Origin of the sequence: Streptomyces sp. NPDC048473, from assembly GCF_043200155.1 — a bacterium.
Classification (GTDB): domain Bacteria; phylum Actinomycetota; class Actinomycetes; order Streptomycetales; family Streptomycetaceae; genus Streptomyces.
Genome location: NZ_JBICXE010000005.1, coordinates 67,961 through 85,079 on the forward strand (window position 1 = coordinate 67,961; position 17,119 = coordinate 85,079).

General features: G+C 71.2%; 13 protein-coding genes and 1 pseudogene. 8 read left to right on the top strand and 6 right to left on the bottom strand.

The window, feature by feature from the left end; all coding sequences use genetic code 11:
* The first annotated feature begins 113 nt into the window (after positions 1-113).
* The 3 genes from ACGFU7_RS10845 to ACGFU7_RS10855 are packed head-to-tail and all read left to right on the top strand — an operon-like array spanning position 114 to position 4,089.
* Positions 114-1,682: a class I adenylate-forming enzyme family protein gene (locus ACGFU7_RS10845; RefSeq protein WP_393694376.1), complete on the top strand. Its 1,569-nt coding sequence runs from the start codon at positions 114-116 to the stop codon at positions 1,680-1,682.
* Between the two features lie 32 nt (positions 1,683-1,714).
* Positions 1,715-2,911 (top strand): acyl-CoA dehydrogenase family protein, encoded by a 1,197-nt coding sequence (locus tag ACGFU7_RS10850; RefSeq protein WP_393694378.1) that lies wholly within the window; start codon positions 1,715-1,717, stop codon positions 2,909-2,911.
* A gap of 41 nt (positions 2,912-2,952) precedes the next feature.
* Complete coding sequence (locus ACGFU7_RS10855) at positions 2,953-4,089, top strand: CaiB/BaiF CoA transferase family protein (protein ID WP_393694380.1); 1,137 nt, start codon at positions 2,953-2,955, stop codon at positions 4,087-4,089.
* On the opposite strand, the pseudogene ACGFU7_RS10860 reads toward ACGFU7_RS10855, so the two are convergent.
* Positions 4,082-4,436: pseudogene (locus ACGFU7_RS10860) on the bottom strand (hypothetical protein); the annotation flags it as partial. The gene ACGFU7_RS10855 and the pseudogene ACGFU7_RS10860 sit on opposite strands and share 8 nt — an antisense overlap.
* A 12-nt stretch (positions 4,437-4,448) precedes the next feature.
* On the bottom strand, positions 4,449-5,855 hold the full coding sequence (locus tag ACGFU7_RS10865; protein ID WP_393694382.1) for a PucR family transcriptional regulator: 1,407 nt from the start codon (positions 5,853-5,855) through the stop codon (positions 4,449-4,451).
* Positions 5,856-6,033: 178 nt separating this feature from the next.
* Here ACGFU7_RS10865 and ACGFU7_RS10870 point away from each other — a divergent pair, with 178 nt between their 5' ends.
* Genes ACGFU7_RS10870 through ACGFU7_RS10885 form a run of 4 tightly spaced genes read left to right on the top strand, consistent with a single transcriptional unit; the run spans position 6,034 to position 13,006 of the window.
* Positions 6,034-7,542, top strand: a complete 1,509-nt coding sequence (locus ACGFU7_RS10870; RefSeq protein WP_393694384.1) for a long-chain fatty acid--CoA ligase — start codon at positions 6,034-6,036, stop codon at positions 7,540-7,542.
* Between the two features lie 54 nt (positions 7,543-7,596).
* Positions 7,597-9,009 carry an MFS transporter gene (locus ACGFU7_RS10875; RefSeq protein ID WP_393694386.1) on the top strand — a complete coding sequence of 471 codons (1,413 nt, stop codon included), beginning with the start codon at positions 7,597-7,599 and terminating at the stop codon, positions 9,007-9,009.
* Positions 9,002-11,506: a hypothetical protein gene (locus ACGFU7_RS10880; protein ID WP_393694388.1), complete on the top strand. Its 2,505-nt coding sequence runs from the start codon at positions 9,002-9,004 to the stop codon at positions 11,504-11,506. The genes ACGFU7_RS10875 and ACGFU7_RS10880 overlap by 8 nt, the downstream gene beginning before the upstream one ends.
* A gap of 9 nt (positions 11,507-11,515) precedes the next feature.
* Complete coding sequence (locus ACGFU7_RS10885; protein ID WP_393694389.1) at positions 11,516-13,006, top strand: carboxylesterase/lipase family protein; 1,491 nt, start codon at positions 11,516-11,518, stop codon at positions 13,004-13,006.
* Positions 13,007-13,079: 73 nt separating this feature from the next.
* Here the strand turns inward: ACGFU7_RS10885 and ACGFU7_RS10890 are convergent, their stop codons facing one another.
* Entirely contained in the window at positions 13,080-13,295 is a 216-nt protein-coding gene (locus ACGFU7_RS10890) for an EF-hand domain-containing protein (RefSeq protein ID WP_093897410.1), read from the bottom strand.
* Positions 13,296-13,438: 143 nt separating this feature from the next.
* Between ACGFU7_RS10890 and ACGFU7_RS10895 the strand changes: the two genes are divergently transcribed.
* Positions 13,439-14,077 (top strand): GNAT family N-acetyltransferase, encoded by a 639-nt coding sequence (locus tag ACGFU7_RS10895; protein ID WP_393694391.1) that lies wholly within the window; start codon positions 13,439-13,441, stop codon positions 14,075-14,077.
* Between the two features lie 33 nt (positions 14,078-14,110).
* Here the strand turns inward: ACGFU7_RS10895 and ACGFU7_RS10900 are convergent, their stop codons facing one another.
* The 3 genes from ACGFU7_RS10900 to ACGFU7_RS10910 all read right to left on the bottom strand — a co-directional run bounded on the left by ACGFU7_RS10900 (position 14,111) and on the right by ACGFU7_RS10910 (position 16,975).
* Positions 14,111-15,280 (bottom strand): beta-propeller fold lactonase family protein, encoded by a 1,170-nt coding sequence (locus tag ACGFU7_RS10900; RefSeq protein ID WP_393694392.1) that lies wholly within the window; start codon positions 15,278-15,280, stop codon positions 14,111-14,113.
* Complete coding sequence (locus ACGFU7_RS10905; RefSeq protein ID WP_393694394.1) at positions 15,280-16,101, bottom strand: polysaccharide deacetylase family protein; 822 nt, start codon at positions 16,099-16,101, stop codon at positions 15,280-15,282. The genes ACGFU7_RS10900 and ACGFU7_RS10905 overlap by 1 nt, the downstream gene beginning before the upstream one ends.
* Positions 16,102-16,459: 358 nt before the next feature.
* Positions 16,460-16,975 carry an ATP-binding protein gene (locus ACGFU7_RS10910; RefSeq protein ID WP_393694396.1) on the bottom strand — a complete coding sequence of 172 codons (516 nt, stop codon included), beginning with the start codon at positions 16,973-16,975 and terminating at the stop codon, positions 16,460-16,462.
* Positions 16,976-17,119 lie beyond the last annotated feature (144 nt).

Consider the following 17,119-nt stretch of genomic DNA (forward strand, 5'->3'; position numbering starts at 1 on the left):
GTGGTCGCCACACAGTCTAGATGGCTCTTGACAGCCCAGAGGATACAAAACACTCTGTCTGTAAACGTTCTTGCTGTATTCAATTGGTCAGACTGCAAGACTGGAGATCGTTGATGAACCTCGGCACCTATCTCACCCGCAGCGCCCGCTACTGGCCCGACGCCACCGCCCTGGTCTGCGGCGCGCGTTCCTGGACCTACACGGAGCTGGACCGCGCGAGCGACGGGCTCGCCTCGGCCCTGATCGCCCGTGGACTGGGCCCCGGCGACGCGGTCGCCTCCCTGGCCTGGAACCGCGGGGAGCTGGTCGAAGTCGAATTCGCCCTCTACAAGGCCGGGTTGGTGCGCGCGCCGATCAACGCCCGTCTGGGGCGTGGCGAGATCGAGCACATCCTGCGCTACGCCCCGGTACGCGTCCTCGTGTTCGACGCGGCGCACAGGGCGGACGCGCTCGCCGCGATCGAGTCGGCGGGCACCGGCTGCCTCGCCGTCCAGCTCGACGAGGACGGCACACAGGACACGGCCGGAATCCTCGACTACCGGGCCCTGCTCGGGGCGGGGACAGCCGCCCCTGTTGCCGTCGACGTCGACGAGGACGCCGCGTGCGTCCTGAACTTCACCTCCGGTTCCACCGGCACGCTCAAGGCGGCCGTACAAACGTTCGGCAATCGGTTGGCAAACATGCGCAAGCTGCTGATGAGTGACGAATCCAGGCCCCGGCCCAGCACGCGCTACCTTGCCTGCGGCCCGATCACGCACGCCACCGGCATGGCCCTGCTGGCCAACGTGTTCGCCGGGGCAACCACCTATGTGCTGCCCACCTGGAGCGCCGAGGCATTCGTGGACACGGTGGAAAAGGAGCAGATCACCACGACGTTCCTCGTGCCGGCCATGGTCAACATGCTGCTCGCCCGCCCGGACGCGGCCGAGCGTGACCTTTCCAGCCTGACCAGCGTTCGGGTGGGCGGCGCGCCCATCTCGCCGCAACGCCTCAGTGACGCGGTGGAGTTCTTCGGCCCTGTGGTGGCGCAGGGCTACGGGCTGGGCGAGACCACCAGCGTGGTGGCGGCCCTGAGCAGCCAGGAGATCGCCCACGCCGTGACCGGCGACCCGGAACTGCTCCAGTCCTGCGGGCGGCCGATGTACGACACCGAGATCCGCATCGTCGACGAGGCCGGCCTGCCGCTGCCGCCCCGCGAGGTCGGCGAGCTCATCGTCCGCGGCCCCGACTGCGTGCGCGAGTACTGGCAAGAGCCCGAGCTGTCCGCCGAGACGTTCCGCGGCGGCTGGGTCCACACCGGCGATCTCGCCTGGATGCGCGAGGACGGCTACCTGTTCCTCGTCGACCGCATGAAGGACATGATCATCTCGGGCGGGTTCAACATCTACTGCACCGAGGTCGAAGCCGCCCTCTACGAGCACACCGGCGTCCAGGAAGCCTGTGTCATCGGCGTGCCCGACGAGACATGGGGCGAAGCGGTCAAGGCCGTCATCGTGCCCCGCCCGGGCCACGCCCTGACCGCCGACGAGATCACCGCGTTCTGCGCAGACCGCCTCGACCGCTTCAAGAAGCCCAGGACTGTCGACTTCGTCGACGAACTGCCCCACAACCGCAACGGCAAGCTCGACCGCAAGGCCGTACGCGAACCGTTCTGGGCCGGCGCCGCCCGCCGCGTGAACTGACCCGCACCCTCCCCCACCCACAAGGACCCACGATGACTTTCTCTCTGCGCCCCGCTTATGACGCCCCCCAGGTCGCCGACCTCGTCGGCCGGCTCCGCACCTACCTCGAAGGCGAACTGGCCGACTACGAACGCGAACACGGCATTACTCACGACACCCACCTGACCCGCGCCGACCTCGAACCCGTCTGGCAGCGCAGCCGCGAACTGGGTTTCTACGGCATCCACCTGCCCGAGCAGTACGGCGGCCAGAACCTCTCCTATACGTCGCTGGCCGCCCTCAAGGAAGAAGTCGGCGCCAGTGGACGCGTCCTGGGCCACAGCGTGCTGGGAGACATGGGCGGCCCACTGCGCGCCGGCGACATCCTCAACCACGCCACCGACTACCAGCTGGACAAGTACCTGCTGCCCCTGGTGCGCGGCGAGCGCGCCTGCTGCTTCTCACTGACCGAAACCGACGCCGGCTCCGATGTGCGCTCCATGCGCACCACCGCCGTCCACGACGGCGACGGCTACCGCCTGAGCGGTCACAAGGTGTTCAGCTCCGCGGGCCCGTTCGCCGACTTCGCCATCGTCGTGGCGCGGATGGCCGGCACCGGCGGAAACGAGGGCGACAAGCCGTCCTTCTCCGCCTTCCTCGTCGACCTCGACAGTCCCGGCTGCCGGGTGACCGACGGCGCAACTCCCATGTCCGGCGAGCACATCGAGAGCGATATCGTCCTGGACAACTGTTATGTCCCCGCCGAGAACCTCCTCGGCGAGGAAGGCAAGGGCATGCGTATCGCGCTCGGCCGCGTCACCATCAATCGGCTCCTGCACTGCCCCACCGTCATCGGCGCCACGCGCCGCGCCCTCGACCTCACCCTGGACCGGACCCGCACCCGCAAGGTCGCCGGGGGCCAACTCCTGCTGACCCTTCAGTCCATCCAGCACAAGGTCGCCGACATGGCCACCGACCTGTATGCGGCCCGGTCGATGACCTACGCCGCGCTCGCCGCCCTGGACCAGGGCAACGACGTCCGCACCGAGGCGTTCATGTGCAAGTTGTTCGTCGCCGAGTCCGCCTTCCGCATCCTCGACCAGGCCGTCCAGATCCACGGCAAGGAGGGCCTCACCCAGGGCAACGAGATCGAATTCCTGTTCCGCAAGATCCGCATGTTCCGCATCCTGACCGGAACCTCCGAGATCCAGCGCAACGGCATCGCCCAAGGCCTCGCCTTCATGGCCTGACCCCTCCCCCCCACTCCTTGACCGCAAGACAGGTGCAACCAGTGACCACCACCCGCCCCGCAGCACCCGCCTGGTCGGCGCTGACCGGCAAACGCATCCTCGACCTTTCCCGCCTCCTGCCCGGCCCCTACGCCACCTGTCTGCTCGGCGACCTCGGCGCCGACGTCGTCAAAGTCGAAACCCCCGGCACCGGCGACCCCCTGCGCATCGCCCCCGAACTGTTCGACGCCCTCAACCGCAACAAACGCTCCGTCGCCCTCGACCTTCGAGACCCGGAAGACCGCATCGCCTTCCTCGACCTGGTGCGTACCGCCGACGCTGTCGTGGAAAGCTTCCGCCCCGGCGTCCTCGACACCATGGGCCTGGGCTACGCCACGCTCCACGAGGCCAACCCGCGCCTGGTGCTGTGCTCGCTCAGCGGGTACGGGCAGACCGGCCCCTACGCGCAAAAGCCCGGCCACGAACTCAACTTCCTCGGCCTGTCCGGCTTCTTCACTGTCCCCGGACGCCTCGACGGCCACATCACCCGTCCCGGCGTCCGCGTCGGCGACATGGCCGGCGCCATGCACGCAGCCCTCGCGCTGGCCACCGCTCTCGGCGCCGGCGGCGAGGGACAGCACATCGACGTGTCCCTCAGCGAATCCATCACCGCCTGGTGCTCGCTGTTCGCGCTGCCGCTGCGCGACATCCCCGACCCGCTCCAAGCAGGCCTGGTCCAGGGCGACAACGACATCTTCACCACGGCCGACGGGCGCCGCCTGTCCCTGGCCACGTTCGAGGACAAGTTCTGGCTCCGATTCCGCACCGAACTGTCCGACGCCTTCCCTGAACTGCACACATCCGCCTACGACCAGCGCGCTGCCCGCACCGCGGCACGGCAAAGCGTCGGCGACCTCCTGCACGGCGTCTTCCAGGCCCGCGACTACGCCTGGTGGGAGAAGCGCCTGAACGACCTCAACGCCCCCTGGGCCCCCGTCCTGGCCACCCCCGGTGAACTCCTGGCCGACCCCCACACCACCGCCCGGCAGCTGTTCAGCACTCCTTCTGATCACACCGCCTGCCCGCAGGCCCGTTTCCCCGTCACCTTCGGCGCCGGCCTCGACACCTTCCGCCGGCCCGCCCCCGCTCTCGGCCAGCACAATCAGGAACTGCTCGGCGAACGCGCGCACTCCGGTTGACGGCCCGCTCAACCGTGCTGCGGTCTCGGTAGAGGCCGGTGTCGTGGGTGACGGGCCTGTCGCCCCGGCTGCCCTTCTTCCTGCGGTTGGCAGCCTGGTCCCTCTTCTCCGGGACGACCGCCTCGATGCGGCGATCGCGCAGGTGGTGCGATTGGCGCGGGAGGAGTGGGCCTTGTCGCCCACGGCGGCGGGCCGGGTGCGGGACCGGCCGAGCAGGGCCGTCTTCGGACGGGCTCGCCGTCTCAGGCGGATGCGTCGCCGGTCGGCCCGGACCGGATCGTCTTCGCCGTCCTGCCCGTCGTGTTCCTCGCACGCTCCTTTTTTTGCGAGGCCGCCTCCTCAAGTGCGGCCAGGGCCTCCTAGCCCAAGTAGTCGTCCGTAGGCGCCGGTTCGTCATCGGCGCTCCTCAGCGGCAGCGCTCTGAGGGCCAGCGCCCACCCCAGCCGCGCCTCGCCCGACTCCGCGGAACGGCCGGTGAGTTCGGCGATCCGGCCGATCCGGTTGAGGACCGTGTTGCGGTGGCAGTAGAGGAGCTCGGCGGCACGCGCCGCCGAGCAGCCGCTGTCGAGCCAGACCCGGAGCGTGCTGAGCAGCGCGTCGCGTTCGGCCGCCGCGTCCAGGACGGCGCCCAGTTGCGTGGTGACGATGCGCTCGGCGATCTCGGGCCGGCCGACGAGGAGGACCTCCGCCAGCCGGTCGTCGAAGGCCGCCGCCTCGCCGCTTCCGGCGGGCAGCGTACGCAGCGCCTGCTCGGCCAGCCGCAGGGCCCGGCCCGCCTGGGCGAGCCGGCCGAACTCCGGTGACACGCCCGCGGTGGCACCGGTGCGATCGCGCAGCAGGTCGAGCAGTACGCCGGACTCCCCCGCGGCCAGCCGCACGATTCCCGCGTACCGGCCCGATCTCGGCCGCCAGAAGGACCAGATGCCGTGGCCGTCGAGGACGGGCGCCGGGTTGGGCGGCGCGGCCGGGTCCTGGGCGGCGACGACGATGACGTACCGGTCGTGGACCGGCACGCCGAGCGCGGCGGAGGCCGCCGCGGCGACCGCCGGGTCGTCCCCGCGCCCGTCGAGCAGGGCCTCGAAGAGGGCGACGCGGCGGGTGTCCTGGCGGCCCTGCATCTCCAGCTGGGTCAGCCGGTAGGACTCCGCCATCACGAGCGAGTAGCGGTCGATGGTCTCCCACACGGCACCCGCCATGTCGAGCTCGATGTCCCGGTCGCCCGCGACCGGGCCCACGGGGTCCCGCCCCCGCCCGGCCCCACCGACGCCCACGACGCTCCCGCCCCTACCGGCCCCGCCGGCACCACTAGTCCGACCGGCCCCACCAACCCCACTGGCCCGTCCCGACCGCGTCGCCCGTGTCGCCCGCAGGTGCTCCGCCATCACCTGCCACATCACCCGGCCCCCGCGCCGGTAGGCCTGCAGCACGGTGTCCAGCGGTACGTTCTGCTCCGCGCGCCGCCGTCCCGTCTCGCGCGCCGCGTGCTCGAAGTCGCCCCCACTGGAGGGCAGCCCGCCGAAGTCCTCCAGTGCCCGCAGCAGATTGTCGCGGCAGATCTCCCACAGATCGTCCCGGCTGACGGGCGCGCCGGAGGCGTACGTGCCGCTGTGCGCGTGGATGTCGGCGACGACCCGACGGGTCAGTTCGTCGATCTGCGGCACCAGAGCGACGGCCAGCGCGCGGCGCAGCTCGCCGTCGGCGCCACTGCTGCCGCCGCTGCCGTGGTCGTCGCCGCGAGGGGTCCGGGCTCCGGGATTGTCCGCCATGCCGGAAGGTTAGCGCCGTGCTCCCGTTAGGCGGATGCCTTGCCGCGTACACATCTGAGGGGCTGCTGCCCAGGTGAACGATGTGCATGGTGGGCATCTGCACATTGTGCGGAGACGGGCCGACGGCCGATTCTGAGCAGCAGCAGCCGTGTGAACACCATGTTTCCTGGAGCGTGTCATGTTTCTCAGCGTCGCCACTGTCCTCGGTGAGTCGGCCCGCAGGTATCCCGACCGCGTCGCCGTGGTCGATTCGGACACGCGCCTCACCTACCGGGACCTGTGGGCCCGGGCGCTGTGCTGTGCGGGCGCGCTGCGGGCGTCCGGGGTGCGGCCCGGGGACCGGGTGGCGGTGCTGCTGCCCAATTCGGCGGACTTCCTGTACGCGTACTACGGGGCGCTCGCCGCCGGGGCGACGGTCGTACCGGTGCACGGACTGCTGGTGGCCGACGAGGTGGCGTACGTACTGCGGCACAGCGGCTGTGTCGCGCTGATCAGCGGTGGTCCGCTGTGGCCGGTGGCCGAGGAGGGGGCGCGTGCCGCGGGGGTACGAGCCGTGCACGGCGTACCGGCGGACGGCGACCCGCTGCCCGCGCCGGAGCCCGCGGCGCCGGACGACACCGCGGTGATCCTCTACACGAGCGGCACGACCGGGCGGCCGAAGGGTGCGCTGCTCACCCACCTCAACCTCGTGATGAACGCGTCCGTGATCGCCCACGACCTGCTGGGCCTGAACGTCGACGACGTGGTCCTGGGCTGTCTGCCGCTGTTCCACAGTTACGGGCAGACCTGCGCGATGAACGCGACGCTACGGGCAGGGGCCACGCTCGTCCTCATGCCGCGCTTCAGCGGCGCGGGCGCACTCGAACTGCTGGCCGCCGAGGGCGTGAGCATCTTCATGGGCGTACCGACGATGTATCACGCGCTCGTCGAGGCGGCGGCGAAGGATGCCCCGGCGCGGGACGACACGACGCACCGTCTCACTCTGCGCGCGGCCGTCTCGGGCGGCGCCGCGCTCCCCGTCGCCGTACTCGAACGCTTCGAGGAGATCTTCGCGACGCAGGTCCTGGAGGGTTACGGGCTGACCGAGACCTCCCCCGCCGCCACCTTCAACCAGCCGGAGCTCGGCCGGCGCCCCGGCACGGTCGGCCACCCGGTCTGGGGCGTGGAGATCGGCATCGCGGACGCGGCTGTCGAGGAGGCCGTGGTGCTGCTGCCGGACGGGGAGGTCGGTGAGGTCGTGGTGCGCGGCCACAACGTCTTCGCGGGATATCTCGACGATCCGGAGGCGACGGCCGCCGCCGTGGTCGACGGCTGGTTCCGCACCGGCGATCTCGGGGTGCGGGACGAGGACGGCTTCCTGAGCATCGTCGACCGGAAGAAGGACCTGGTCATCCGGGGCGGCTTCAACATCTATCCGCGCGAGGTCGAAGAGGTGCTCGTGCGCCATCCGGCGATCTCCGAGGTCGCGGTCATCGGTGTGCCGGACGAGGCGCGCGGTGAGGAGATCTGCGCGGTCGTCGTGCTGCGCGGGGATGCGGGTGCGGTGACGGAGGAGGACGTGATCGCCTGGTCCCGGGACCGGCTCGGGCGGCACAAGTATCCGCGGATCGTGCGGTTCACCGAGACACTGCCGCTCGGCCCGACCGGCAAGGTCCTCAAACGGGCGCTGACGGCCGCCTCTTCCTGATCCACCGGGCCGACGCCGACGCCCCGACCGACGACGACCGGAGCCACGTCCGCCATGACCGCCCCCGCACACCCCCTCGCCCCGGCCACCGGCAGCAGACCGTCCGGCCAACGGCCTGCACTCACCGAGAAGTTGAGCTTCTTCGCGGGCAACCTCGGCAACATCCTGCTGTCCACCACCATCAGCTCGTTCCTGCTGCTCTATCTCACCGATGTGCTGGGACTCGCCGCGGCCGCCGTCGGCACGCTGCTCCTGGTCGTACGGATCGTCGACAGCCTCGTCGACCCGTTCGTCGGGTACGCCGTCGACCATCTGCCCGCGACCCGCCGCGGCCGCTTCCGTACGTATCTGCTCATCGGCGGAGTGCTCGGCGGCATCAGCTTCGCGGCGCTCTTCCTCGGCCCGGCGCTGCTGCCGGCGCCGCTGGCCGTCGCCTGGGTCGTCTATCTGCTCTGGGGACTCGCCTTCCCTATGATGGACATACCGCTCAACTCCCTGCTGCCTGTGATGACTTCGGATCAGGCGCAGCGCGGGACGCTTGCCACCGTCAAGGGGTTCACCTACCTCTTCGGCGGCATGATCGTCGTCGCGGCGACGCTGCCGATCGTGGGTGCGTTCGGCTCGGAGCGCACCGGCTGGCTGGTCTACGCGACGCTTCTCGCCGCCATCTCGGTTGCTCTGACGGCGACCGCCGCGCTCGGCGTACGGGAGCGGGTGCGGCCCACCCGCAGCGACCGTTACGGGCTCCGCGATCTGCTGCGGATCTTCACCGGGGGCCGGTCGGTGCCCGTGCTGCTCACGGCGAAGGTGGCGACCTCGGCGGCCAGTGCGGCGACCCTCGCCACGATGCCGTTCTACTTTCTCTACAACGTGGGCGACAAGGGCCTGGTGACCGTGGCCGCCCTGGTGATGATGGTCCCGATGGCCGGGGGCAGTGTCGTTGCCCCCGTGCTGGCGCGCCGCCTCGGCGGGAAGTCCGTCTATCTCGGCGCGCTGGCCGTCGCCGCGCTCGGCAACGGCTCGCTGCTGCTCGTGCCGTACGACGCGGTACCGGCGATCCTGGCCACGCTGGCCGTCGCGGGGATCGGCATGGGAGCGGCGGTGACCCTCAACTACGCGCTGCTCGCCGAGCTGACCGACTATGTCGAGTGGCGGCACGGCCATCGCGCGGAGGGTGCGCTGGCTTCCCTGGCCTCGTTCGCCGCCAAGGCGGGCGGCGGGCTCGGCGGCGCCGCCACCGCGTACTGCCTGGGCCTGTTCGGCTATGTGGCGCACACCGACCAGTCGGAACGGGCGATGGACGGAATCCGCTACGCACAGGCCGGCGTGCCGCTGGCGCTCACGGCGCTCGGCGGGCTGGTGTTCCTGGCCTATCCGATCACCCGCCGTGTCTCGGCACGGATCACGGACGAGCTGACCGCCCGCCGGTCGGCTTCCGCTGAAGGCAAGAGGATTGACGATGAGTGAGTACACCTGGGGCGCCTGGCGCGGGCAGTGGATCTGGGGCGAGAAGATCGCTGTCACCCCGCCGGGGCCGGAATCGATGCTCGGGGCGCCCGACCCGGAGGTGTACGACCGGCGCGTGCTGCTGCGGCGCGCCTTCGAGCTGGCGGACGTGCCCGACTCGGCGCCGTTCCGCATCACTTCGGACTCCCGGCATGTGCTGTACGTGAACGGTACGGAGGTCGCACGCGGCCCGGTCCGGCACGGTCCGCGGATGCTGCACTACGACACGGGGGACGCCGCGCGGCTGCTGCGTCCGGGGCGCAACACCGTCGCCGTGCTCGCACGCCACTACGGGCACGCGGTGCCGTGGTGGGAGCCGTCGCCGTGGACGCATCAGCTCGGCGGGGGTTCGGTGGTGGCCGAGCTGCGGCTCGCCGCCGACCGGTGGATCGTCACGGACGCCTCCTGGACGTACCGTACGGGCGACGCCTGGACCCCCTGCCGCCCGCACTCACAACTGGTCACCCAGACACCCGAGTTGCTGGACGGGCGGCTCCTCGACCCGGGCTGGACCGAGGTGGGGGGCAATGAAGGGAACGGCTGGCTTCCCGCGCGGGTGCTGTCCACGCGCGCCGTGGTGGGCCCGCAGACCGGCACCCGGCCGGAATCGGAGCCCTTCGGGGCACTGCTCCCCCGCCCGGTCCCGCAGCTCGCCGAGACCGTGCGGGACGCCGTGTCCGTACGGACCGCGCCGCTGCCCGGGGCGGTCCCGGGCGATCCGAGGGAAGCCCTCGCCGCGGCCATCACCGAGGCCGTGCCCGCCACCGCCCCTGCCCCGCCGGACACCCGGTACGACCTCGCCGCGGGCCCCGTACTCCTCGTCGTCGACTTCGGCCGGGTCGTCGCCGGTCATCTGCGCCTCACGGCCGAGGCGGCACCCGGCACCGAGATCTGCGGGGCCCTCACCGAACTCCCCACGCACGCGGCCCTCGACGCCGCCAACACCTTCAGGTACATCACGCGCGGCCACGACGACACCTTCGAGACGGGCGATCCGGTCGGCGGCCGGTACGCCCTGTTCACCGTGCGGGGCACCGGGAGCCTGCGCCTCGGCCCGGTCCAGGTGCGCGAGCGGCTGCGGCCGCGCCCCGAAGGGCCGTACTTCGACTGCGACGACCCGGAGCTGAACGAGATCCACCGGGTGGGGCTGCGCACGGTCGACCTCACCTCGCAGGACGCCTATCTCGACTGCCCCACCCGTGAGCAGCGCGCCTGGACCGGCGACTCGGTGGTGCACCAGTCGGTCGACCTGGTCGCCAATCCGGACTGGAGCCTGGCCCGCTGGCACCCCCGGCTGGCCGCGCAGCCCAGGCCGGACGGCATGCTGCGCATGGTGGCCGCCGGTGACTTGGCCCGTGACCCGATCCCCACCATTCCCGACTGGGCACTGCACTGGGTCCGCTCCGTGCACCAGCTGTACCGCTACACCGGTGACCGCGAGCTGGTGGCCGGGCTGCTGTCGGCGGCGGAGCCGGTGCTGCGCTGGTTCCTGCCGTTCCGGCGCCCGGACGGGCTGCTGCACGAGGTGACCGGCTGGGTGCTGATCGACTGGTCGCCCGTACAGGTGACGGGCGCGAGCGCGGCGCTGAACGCGCTGTGGGCGCGGGCGCTCGTCGATTTCGCGGAGATGGCCGACTGGCTCGGGGACGCGGGCCGGGCCCGCTGGGCGCGCGAACTGCACCAGGGGGTGGCGGCCGGCTTCGAGACGTTCTGGGACGCGGGGCGGGGCGCGTACCGCGACAACCTGTGCGACGGGCGCCTCGGCACGTCGGTCAGCGAGCACACCCATGCGGCGGCCGTCTGCGCCGGCCTGGTGCCGGACGGACGGAAGCCTGCCGTACGGGAGTTGCTGCTGGACCGGGCGTCGATGTTCACCCGGTCGCCGATGCGGTACCGGGGCAGCGACACCGGCGGGCCCACCGCCTCGGCGCCCGTGACGGACCGGGACGGGCCCGACTGGGACACCGAGCGGCTCGTCGTGGGGGCGCAGCCGTTCTTCCGCTACGTCGTGCACGACGCGCTGGCGCTGCTCGGTGCGGCCGACCGGATCGAGCGGTTGTGCCATGACTGGACGGCACTGCTGAAGACGGGCGGTTCCGCGTTCCGTGAGTGCTGGGAGGGCGGTTCGTACTGCCACGGATGGTCGGCCACGCCCAGCCGTGATCTGCTGGTGTACACGCTCGGCGTCACCCCGGCCGAGCCCGGATACGCCCGGGTACGGGTAGCCCCGCGGCTCGGCGCGCTGTCCGGTGCGCGGGGCGCGATGCCGACCCCGCAGGGCCTGGTCCGGGTCGACGCGGCCCCGGACCGGGTACGTATCGAGTCACCCGTGCCGGTGGAGGTGCTGCACCCCGACGGCTCCCTCACCCACCATCCGTCCGGCTCGTCGACCGTCGCACTCTCCACAACCGCACCGTCCGTGGAAACACCGTCCGCGATCGCGCCGCAGAAGGGCTGAAGCCACCTCATGACTGCCGTACCCCCTCCTCCCATATCCGAGACGTCTCCGCAGGTCAGTACGGTCCACGGGGCGGTGCGCGGCACGCTGGAGCGGGGCGTCGCCGTCTTCCGCGGTATCCCGTACGCGGCCGCGCCCGTCGGCGCCCTCCGCTTCCGGGCGCCGGAGCCGCCCGAGCCCTGGGAGGGCGTGCGGGAAGCGGTGGCGTTCGGGCCGACCGCGCCCAAGCGGCCGTACTCCCCGCCGCTGGACCGGCTGCTGCCCGATCCCGAGGTGCCGGGCGACGACTGCCTCAACCTCAATGTGTGGACGCCGTCCCCGGCCCGCACCGGGCTGCCCGTTCTCGTCTGGATCCACGGCGGTTCGCTGCTGCACGGCTCGTCGGCCGTGCCCGTGTACGACGGGGCGGCGTTCGCCCGTGACGGCGTGGTTCTCGTGTCGGTCAACTACCGCCTGGGCATCGAGGGGTTCGGGGTGTTCCCGGACGCGCCCGCCAACCGGGGGCTGCTCGATCAGCTCGCGGCGCTGACCTGGGTGCGGGACAACATCGCGGCGTTCGGCGGCGATCCGGACCTGGTCACCGTGTGCGGCGAGTCGGCGGGGGCCATCAGCATCGCCGCCCTGCTGTCCGCCCCGCGCGCGAAGGGCCTGTTCCGGCGTGCGGTGCTGCAGAGCGGTGCGCCGACCGCGCTCCGGCTGGACGCCGCCGCCCGCCGCACCACGGAGCTGATCGCGAAACGGCTGGGGGTCGCGGCGACGGCCGGGGCGCTGGCCGCGGTGGACCCGGCGCAGCTCCTGGCGGCGCAGACCGAGGTGACGTCTGGCGGCTCCCCGCTGACCGGCGGGAATTCCTTCCAGATCGTGGTGGACGGCGATCTATTGCCCCGCGATCCGCTCGAAGCGCTGCTGGACGGCGCCGCGGACGACGTCGATCTGCTGATGGGCTCGAACAGTGAGGAGTACCGGCTCTGGTTCGTGCCGAGCGGTCTGACGGAGCGGCTGTCCGGGATCAAGCTGCGGCTGGCCCTGCTGAAGTTCAAGGTGCCGGGCGCCACGGCGCGTACGTACCGTGCGAACCGGCCCGGTGCCACGCCGGGTGAGCTGCTCGGGGCGCTGGCCACCGATCTGCTGCTGCGCGTCCCGCTGAACCGGGTGGCCGATGCCCGCGTCGGCGCCTCGGGGAGCACTCGTCTCTACGAGTTCGGCTGGCCGTCCCCCGTGCTGCGGCTCGGGGCCTGTCACGGCCTGGAGATCGGCTTCGTCTTCGACACGCTGGACCGGCCCGACGCGGTGGCCCTGGCCGGCGAGGACGCCCCGCAGGAGCTGGCCGACGCGATGCACACGGCGTGGGTGCGGTTCGCCGCGTCCGGTGATCCCGGCTGGCCCTCCTGGGACACATCCCGCCCGGTGATGGGCTTCGGCCCCGGAGCGCCCGCCGTGGTGCGCGCCCCGCGCGACGAGGAGCTGCGCGGCTGGGCACCGTACCGGAGGAACTCCTGACACCGGCCGGTCCGCCGCCGACAGTGACGTGGGCGGCGGCCCCCGGCCCGTGGGCCGGGGGTCCTCCCGGCCATCAGCCCTTGTTCTGCGCCGCCCAGAACTCGTCGAACGTGAGCAGCCCGTCGCCGTTGGCGTCGTGCGAGTTGATGACGGCCTGGGCCACCGGCTCGGTGACATAGGGGTCGCCGAGCTGAGCCATCACGCTCTTGTACTCGGCAGCCGATATCAGCCCGTCGCCGTTCAGATCGAACCGCTGGAATGCCTTGCGTGCCGACTCGATGTCCGCCACAGTTCCGCCCCTTCATCATGCCTAACTGACGGGGGCCAGATTAACGGGCGCGACGGATGGCGGTCGCGGCGGCCGGTAGTCGATCATGGGCGGGGTGTCCGCCGCCCGGCGGACCGCGGCCGGGACCGGGGAGCGGGACGTTCATGGATGACGCACTGGCACGGATCCTGGCGGCTGCGGCGCACGGACGGTTTCCCCCGCCGGACGGGTCCACGACGGTGGTGGGGCAGCCGAATGCGCGGGATGCGGGAGTGCTGGCGTTCACCGCGCACTCGGTGGTGTTCACCGACGAGGATCCGCGGTGGGTGCGGGCCGTGCTGGCCGCCACACCGGGCGACGTGCTCGCCGCGACGATGAATCCGTACTTTCTGAGCGCGCTGTCGGCCCGGAGCGGCCGGCACATGAACACCATCGACCTGCTCACCGTCGCAAACGCGCTGCCGGGCGAGCCGGAGATCGCGCTGCGGGAGATCGCGGACCCGGAGCATCCGCGGGTGGCGCGCGCGATGAAGTACCGCGACGAGGTGCGGGTCTGGTCCGCCGACGATGGTGTGGTGATCCTCGGCCGGGGAGTCGCGGGGCGCTGGGAGACCGCGATCGAGGTGGCCGAGGAGGCGCGCGGCCGGCGGCTGGGCGAACGGCTGGCGCGCGCGGCCCGGCATCTGGTGCCGGACTCGGTGGTGTGGGCACAGCAGTCGCCGGGGAACGCCCGCAGCGTGCGGACGTTCCAGGCGGCGGGCTACCGGCCGGTGGGCTCGGAGGCCCTGTTCGTCGCGGGGTGAGTGTTCGCGCGGTTCGCGGTCGACGCCGGGCCGTCAGCGGAAGACGCCGGTGTGGCCGAGCGAGTAGCGGCCCGGCTGCGGGTAGACGGCGAGTCCGTGCGGGCCGCTGCCCACCGGGATCCGGGCAAGCTGCTTGCCGCTGGCGGTGTCGATCGCGTACACCTCGGAGTTGTAACGCCCGCTCAGCCAGAGGACCTTGCCGTCCGCCGAGACGCCGCCCATGTCGGGGCTGCCGCCGTTCGGCAGGTGCCATTTCTTCACCAGTTTGCGCTGTGCGAAGCCGAAGACGGAGATGGAGCCCTCGCCCCGGTTGGAGACGTACATCTCCTTGGAGTCGCGGCTGACGTAGAGGCCGTGGGCGCCCTTGCCGGTGGGCAGCAGCTTCGGGGTGGTGAACTTCTTCCCGTCCAGCACCCACACCCCGTTCGCGATCATATCCGCGATGTAGAACGTGCCGCCGTCGGGCGACAGCTTCACGTCCTGCGGCATCGCGCCCTTGAAAGGCAGCTTCTGCCGGCCGACGACCTTCATCCTCGCCGTGTCGACCTTGAGGAGTTCGCCGGAGAACTCGCAGGAGACGATGAAGTACCGGCCGTCCGTGGAGAAGTCGGCGTGGTTGACGCCCGCGCAGCCGACCGGGACGGTCTTGGCCGTCTTCATGGTGTGGGCGTCGCGGAAGACCAGTTCGCGGTCGTTCGAGGCCATCACCACGGCGTACTTGCCGTCCGGTGTGAAGTAGAGGTTGTACGGGTCGGAGACGGGCACCGTGCGGCCCGCCTTCCCGGTGGCCGGATCGATGGCCGTGAGGCTGTCGCCGATGTCGTTGTTGACCCAGAGGGTCTTCAGGTCCCAGGACGGGACGACGTGCTGCGGCTGGCGGCCGACCTTGATGGTCTTGATGACCTTGTACGTCGCGGGGTCGATCACCGACACCGTGTCGGAGTTGGTGTTGGGCACGTACACCCGGGACGGGAAGTCCTTGACGGCCGGGGAGAACATCCCCGGCCGGTCGGCCGCGTAGACATCCTCGGCGTCGAGCACCGGCGGCATGCCGGGCAGTCCCGGCGGCGGTGCGGGCTTCGCCTTGCCGGACGGTGCCGCGGCCTCGACGTTCCCCTTCCCGGCGGGGGTGGCGCAGCCGGTGAGTACGGCCAGAAGTACGCCCCCGAGCAGGGCCGCGGTGTGCTTGGTGGAGGGAGGCATCACGTCAGCAGCTCCGTGGTCGTCACCGCGCGCAGTTGGCGGCGGTCGATTTCGGTGAGGAGGAGGGGCAGGGCGGCGACCGTGTCCGGGTAGCCGAAATGCAGGCTCACCACCGATCCGTTGCGGATCTCCCCGGCCACCTTGCGGGTGACGGCCGCGGCGCCGGGAGAGGTGAAGTCGAGGGAGTCCACGTCGTACGAGAGGACGTGCGGGTAGCCCGCCCTGGCGGCGAGCCGCTGGACGAGCGGGGTGGCGTACCGGGTGCGTGAGGGCCTGAACCATGTGCCGATGGAGCCGGTGAGCCGGCGCAGCCGCTGGGCGCAGCCGGTGATCTCCGCGTACGCCTCGGCCTCGCCCATCGAGGAGATGTCGATGTGGCGCTGGGTGTGGTTGCCGAGGTCGTGGCCGCCGTCGAGGATGCGGCGGGCCATCTCGGGGTGTTCGTCGAGCCAGCTGCCGACGGCGAGGACGGTGATCCGGGCGTGGGCCCGTTCGGCCTCGGCGAGTACGGTCCGGGCGATGGCGGGGTCGCCCTGGCCGTGGAAGGTGAGGGCGACGCGGGCGCGGTTACGGGGGCCGTGGTCGATCTGGACCGGCTGCCCGGGGAAGCGGTGCGGGGCGGGCGCGGGATGCGGGGCCGCCGGCCGGGTGGTCGCGGTGACGGGGTTCTTCGGGCTCACCGCTGCCGGGACGGTCCTGGCCGACGTACCGGCGGTGTCGCCGCGGTCCGCGCATCCGGCGGCGAGGGCGCCGGTGAGGGCAGCCCCTGCTCCCGCGCGCAGGGCGCTGCGGCGGTGCACCGGTGTGTCGGAGGCGTTCATGTACAGACACAGTAGGGGCAAAATTCACAAAGAATGACAATATATGAGCATATGGGTGACGCGAATGAATCACTCGTCGATCCCATAAATATTCATGGTTTTCCAGGTAAGTGACCCATCACACCTGCGATTCACCTGAAGAATGTCATGCCATGGCCGCAAATGCCCCGTTTACGCCTTTGGCTGTGAGGTCGCCTGTCTGCCATAGTCGGTGACACGACCGCATTGACCCGAGCTCGGTCGTCACAAGCGGCCGTGAACACACCCCCCATTTCACGGCCCCCACACAGCAGCCCCCGAAGCGCCGCACCACGGCAGACCGGGGGCTTCTGTGCATCCGGCACGGGACCGCCGGGGGTCAGCGGTCGGAGATCCGCATCTCGAACCAGGTGGTCTTGCCGCGCGGCAGCAGATCCACACCCCACCGGTCGGAGAGCTTGTCGACGAGGAAGAGCCCCCGCCCACTGATGTCCATCTCCTGGACGGGCATCAGACACGGCAGTCCGCGCGAGGGGTCGCGCACCTCGATCCTGATCCAGCCGCGACGGCGCAGCATCCGTAACCCGAAGACCCGGGCGCCGGTGTGCCGTACCGCATTGCCGACGAGCTCCGAGACGAGCAGCACGGCGTATTCGGCGGTCTGCGGGGAGAGCGCCCACTGACGCAGCACCACGCACGAGGTGAGCCTCCGGGCGGTGGCCGCGGACTCCGGGCGGGACGGCAGCCGGACTTCACCCTCCGCCGGATTTCCGAACAACTCCAGCGCTTTGAACGCCTGTTCGTCATCGACGGCCGGCATCCAGCGCGCCGCTGTCGCGCCGCTGCGCGGTCGCGGCTGATCCACACCCTCCAGGCCCGCCATGCACACCATCATGGCCGCAAGGCAGGCACTCCGGGGCCGTTCCGACGGAATCCACACACCGGAATGGCTCATTCCGAAGAGGGCTGTAGGCATATGCCAGTGACAGAACGCAACCCATCACACCCCATCCGACCTGCGCAGATACCACACCCGAGC

Excerpts from the sequence above, each read along its gene's own strand:
- ACGFU7_RS10845 (WP_393694376.1), top strand. The coding sequence starts at position 114 with ATGAACCTCGGCACCTATCTCACCCGCAGCGCCCGCTACTGGCCCGAC.
- ACGFU7_RS10850 (WP_393694378.1), top strand. The coding sequence starts at position 1,715 with ATGACTTTCTCTCTGCGCCCCGCTTATGACGCCCCCCAGGTCGCCGAC.
- ACGFU7_RS10865 (WP_393694382.1), bottom strand. The coding sequence starts at position 5,855 with ATGGCGGACAATCCCGGAGCCCGGACCCCTCGCGGCGACGACCACGGC.
- ACGFU7_RS10870 (WP_393694384.1), top strand. The coding sequence starts at position 6,034 with ATGTTTCTCAGCGTCGCCACTGTCCTCGGTGAGTCGGCCCGCAGGTAT.
- ACGFU7_RS10875 (WP_393694386.1), top strand. The coding sequence starts at position 7,597 with ATGACCGCCCCCGCACACCCCCTCGCCCCGGCCACCGGCAGCAGACCG.
- ACGFU7_RS10880 (WP_393694388.1), top strand. The coding sequence starts at position 9,002 with ATGAGTGAGTACACCTGGGGCGCCTGGCGCGGGCAGTGGATCTGGGGC.
- ACGFU7_RS10885 (WP_393694389.1), top strand. The coding sequence starts at position 11,516 with ATGACTGCCGTACCCCCTCCTCCCATATCCGAGACGTCTCCGCAGGTC.
- ACGFU7_RS10895 (WP_393694391.1), top strand. The coding sequence starts at position 13,439 with ATGGATGACGCACTGGCACGGATCCTGGCGGCTGCGGCGCACGGACGG.
- ACGFU7_RS10900 (WP_393694392.1), bottom strand. The coding sequence starts at position 15,280 with ATGCCTCCCTCCACCAAGCACACCGCGGCCCTGCTCGGGGGCGTACTT.
- ACGFU7_RS10905 (WP_393694394.1), bottom strand. The coding sequence starts at position 16,101 with ATGAACGCCTCCGACACACCGGTGCACCGCCGCAGCGCCCTGCGCGCG.
- ACGFU7_RS10910 (WP_393694396.1), bottom strand. The coding sequence starts at position 16,975 with ATGATGGTGTGCATGGCGGGCCTGGAGGGTGTGGATCAGCCGCGACCG.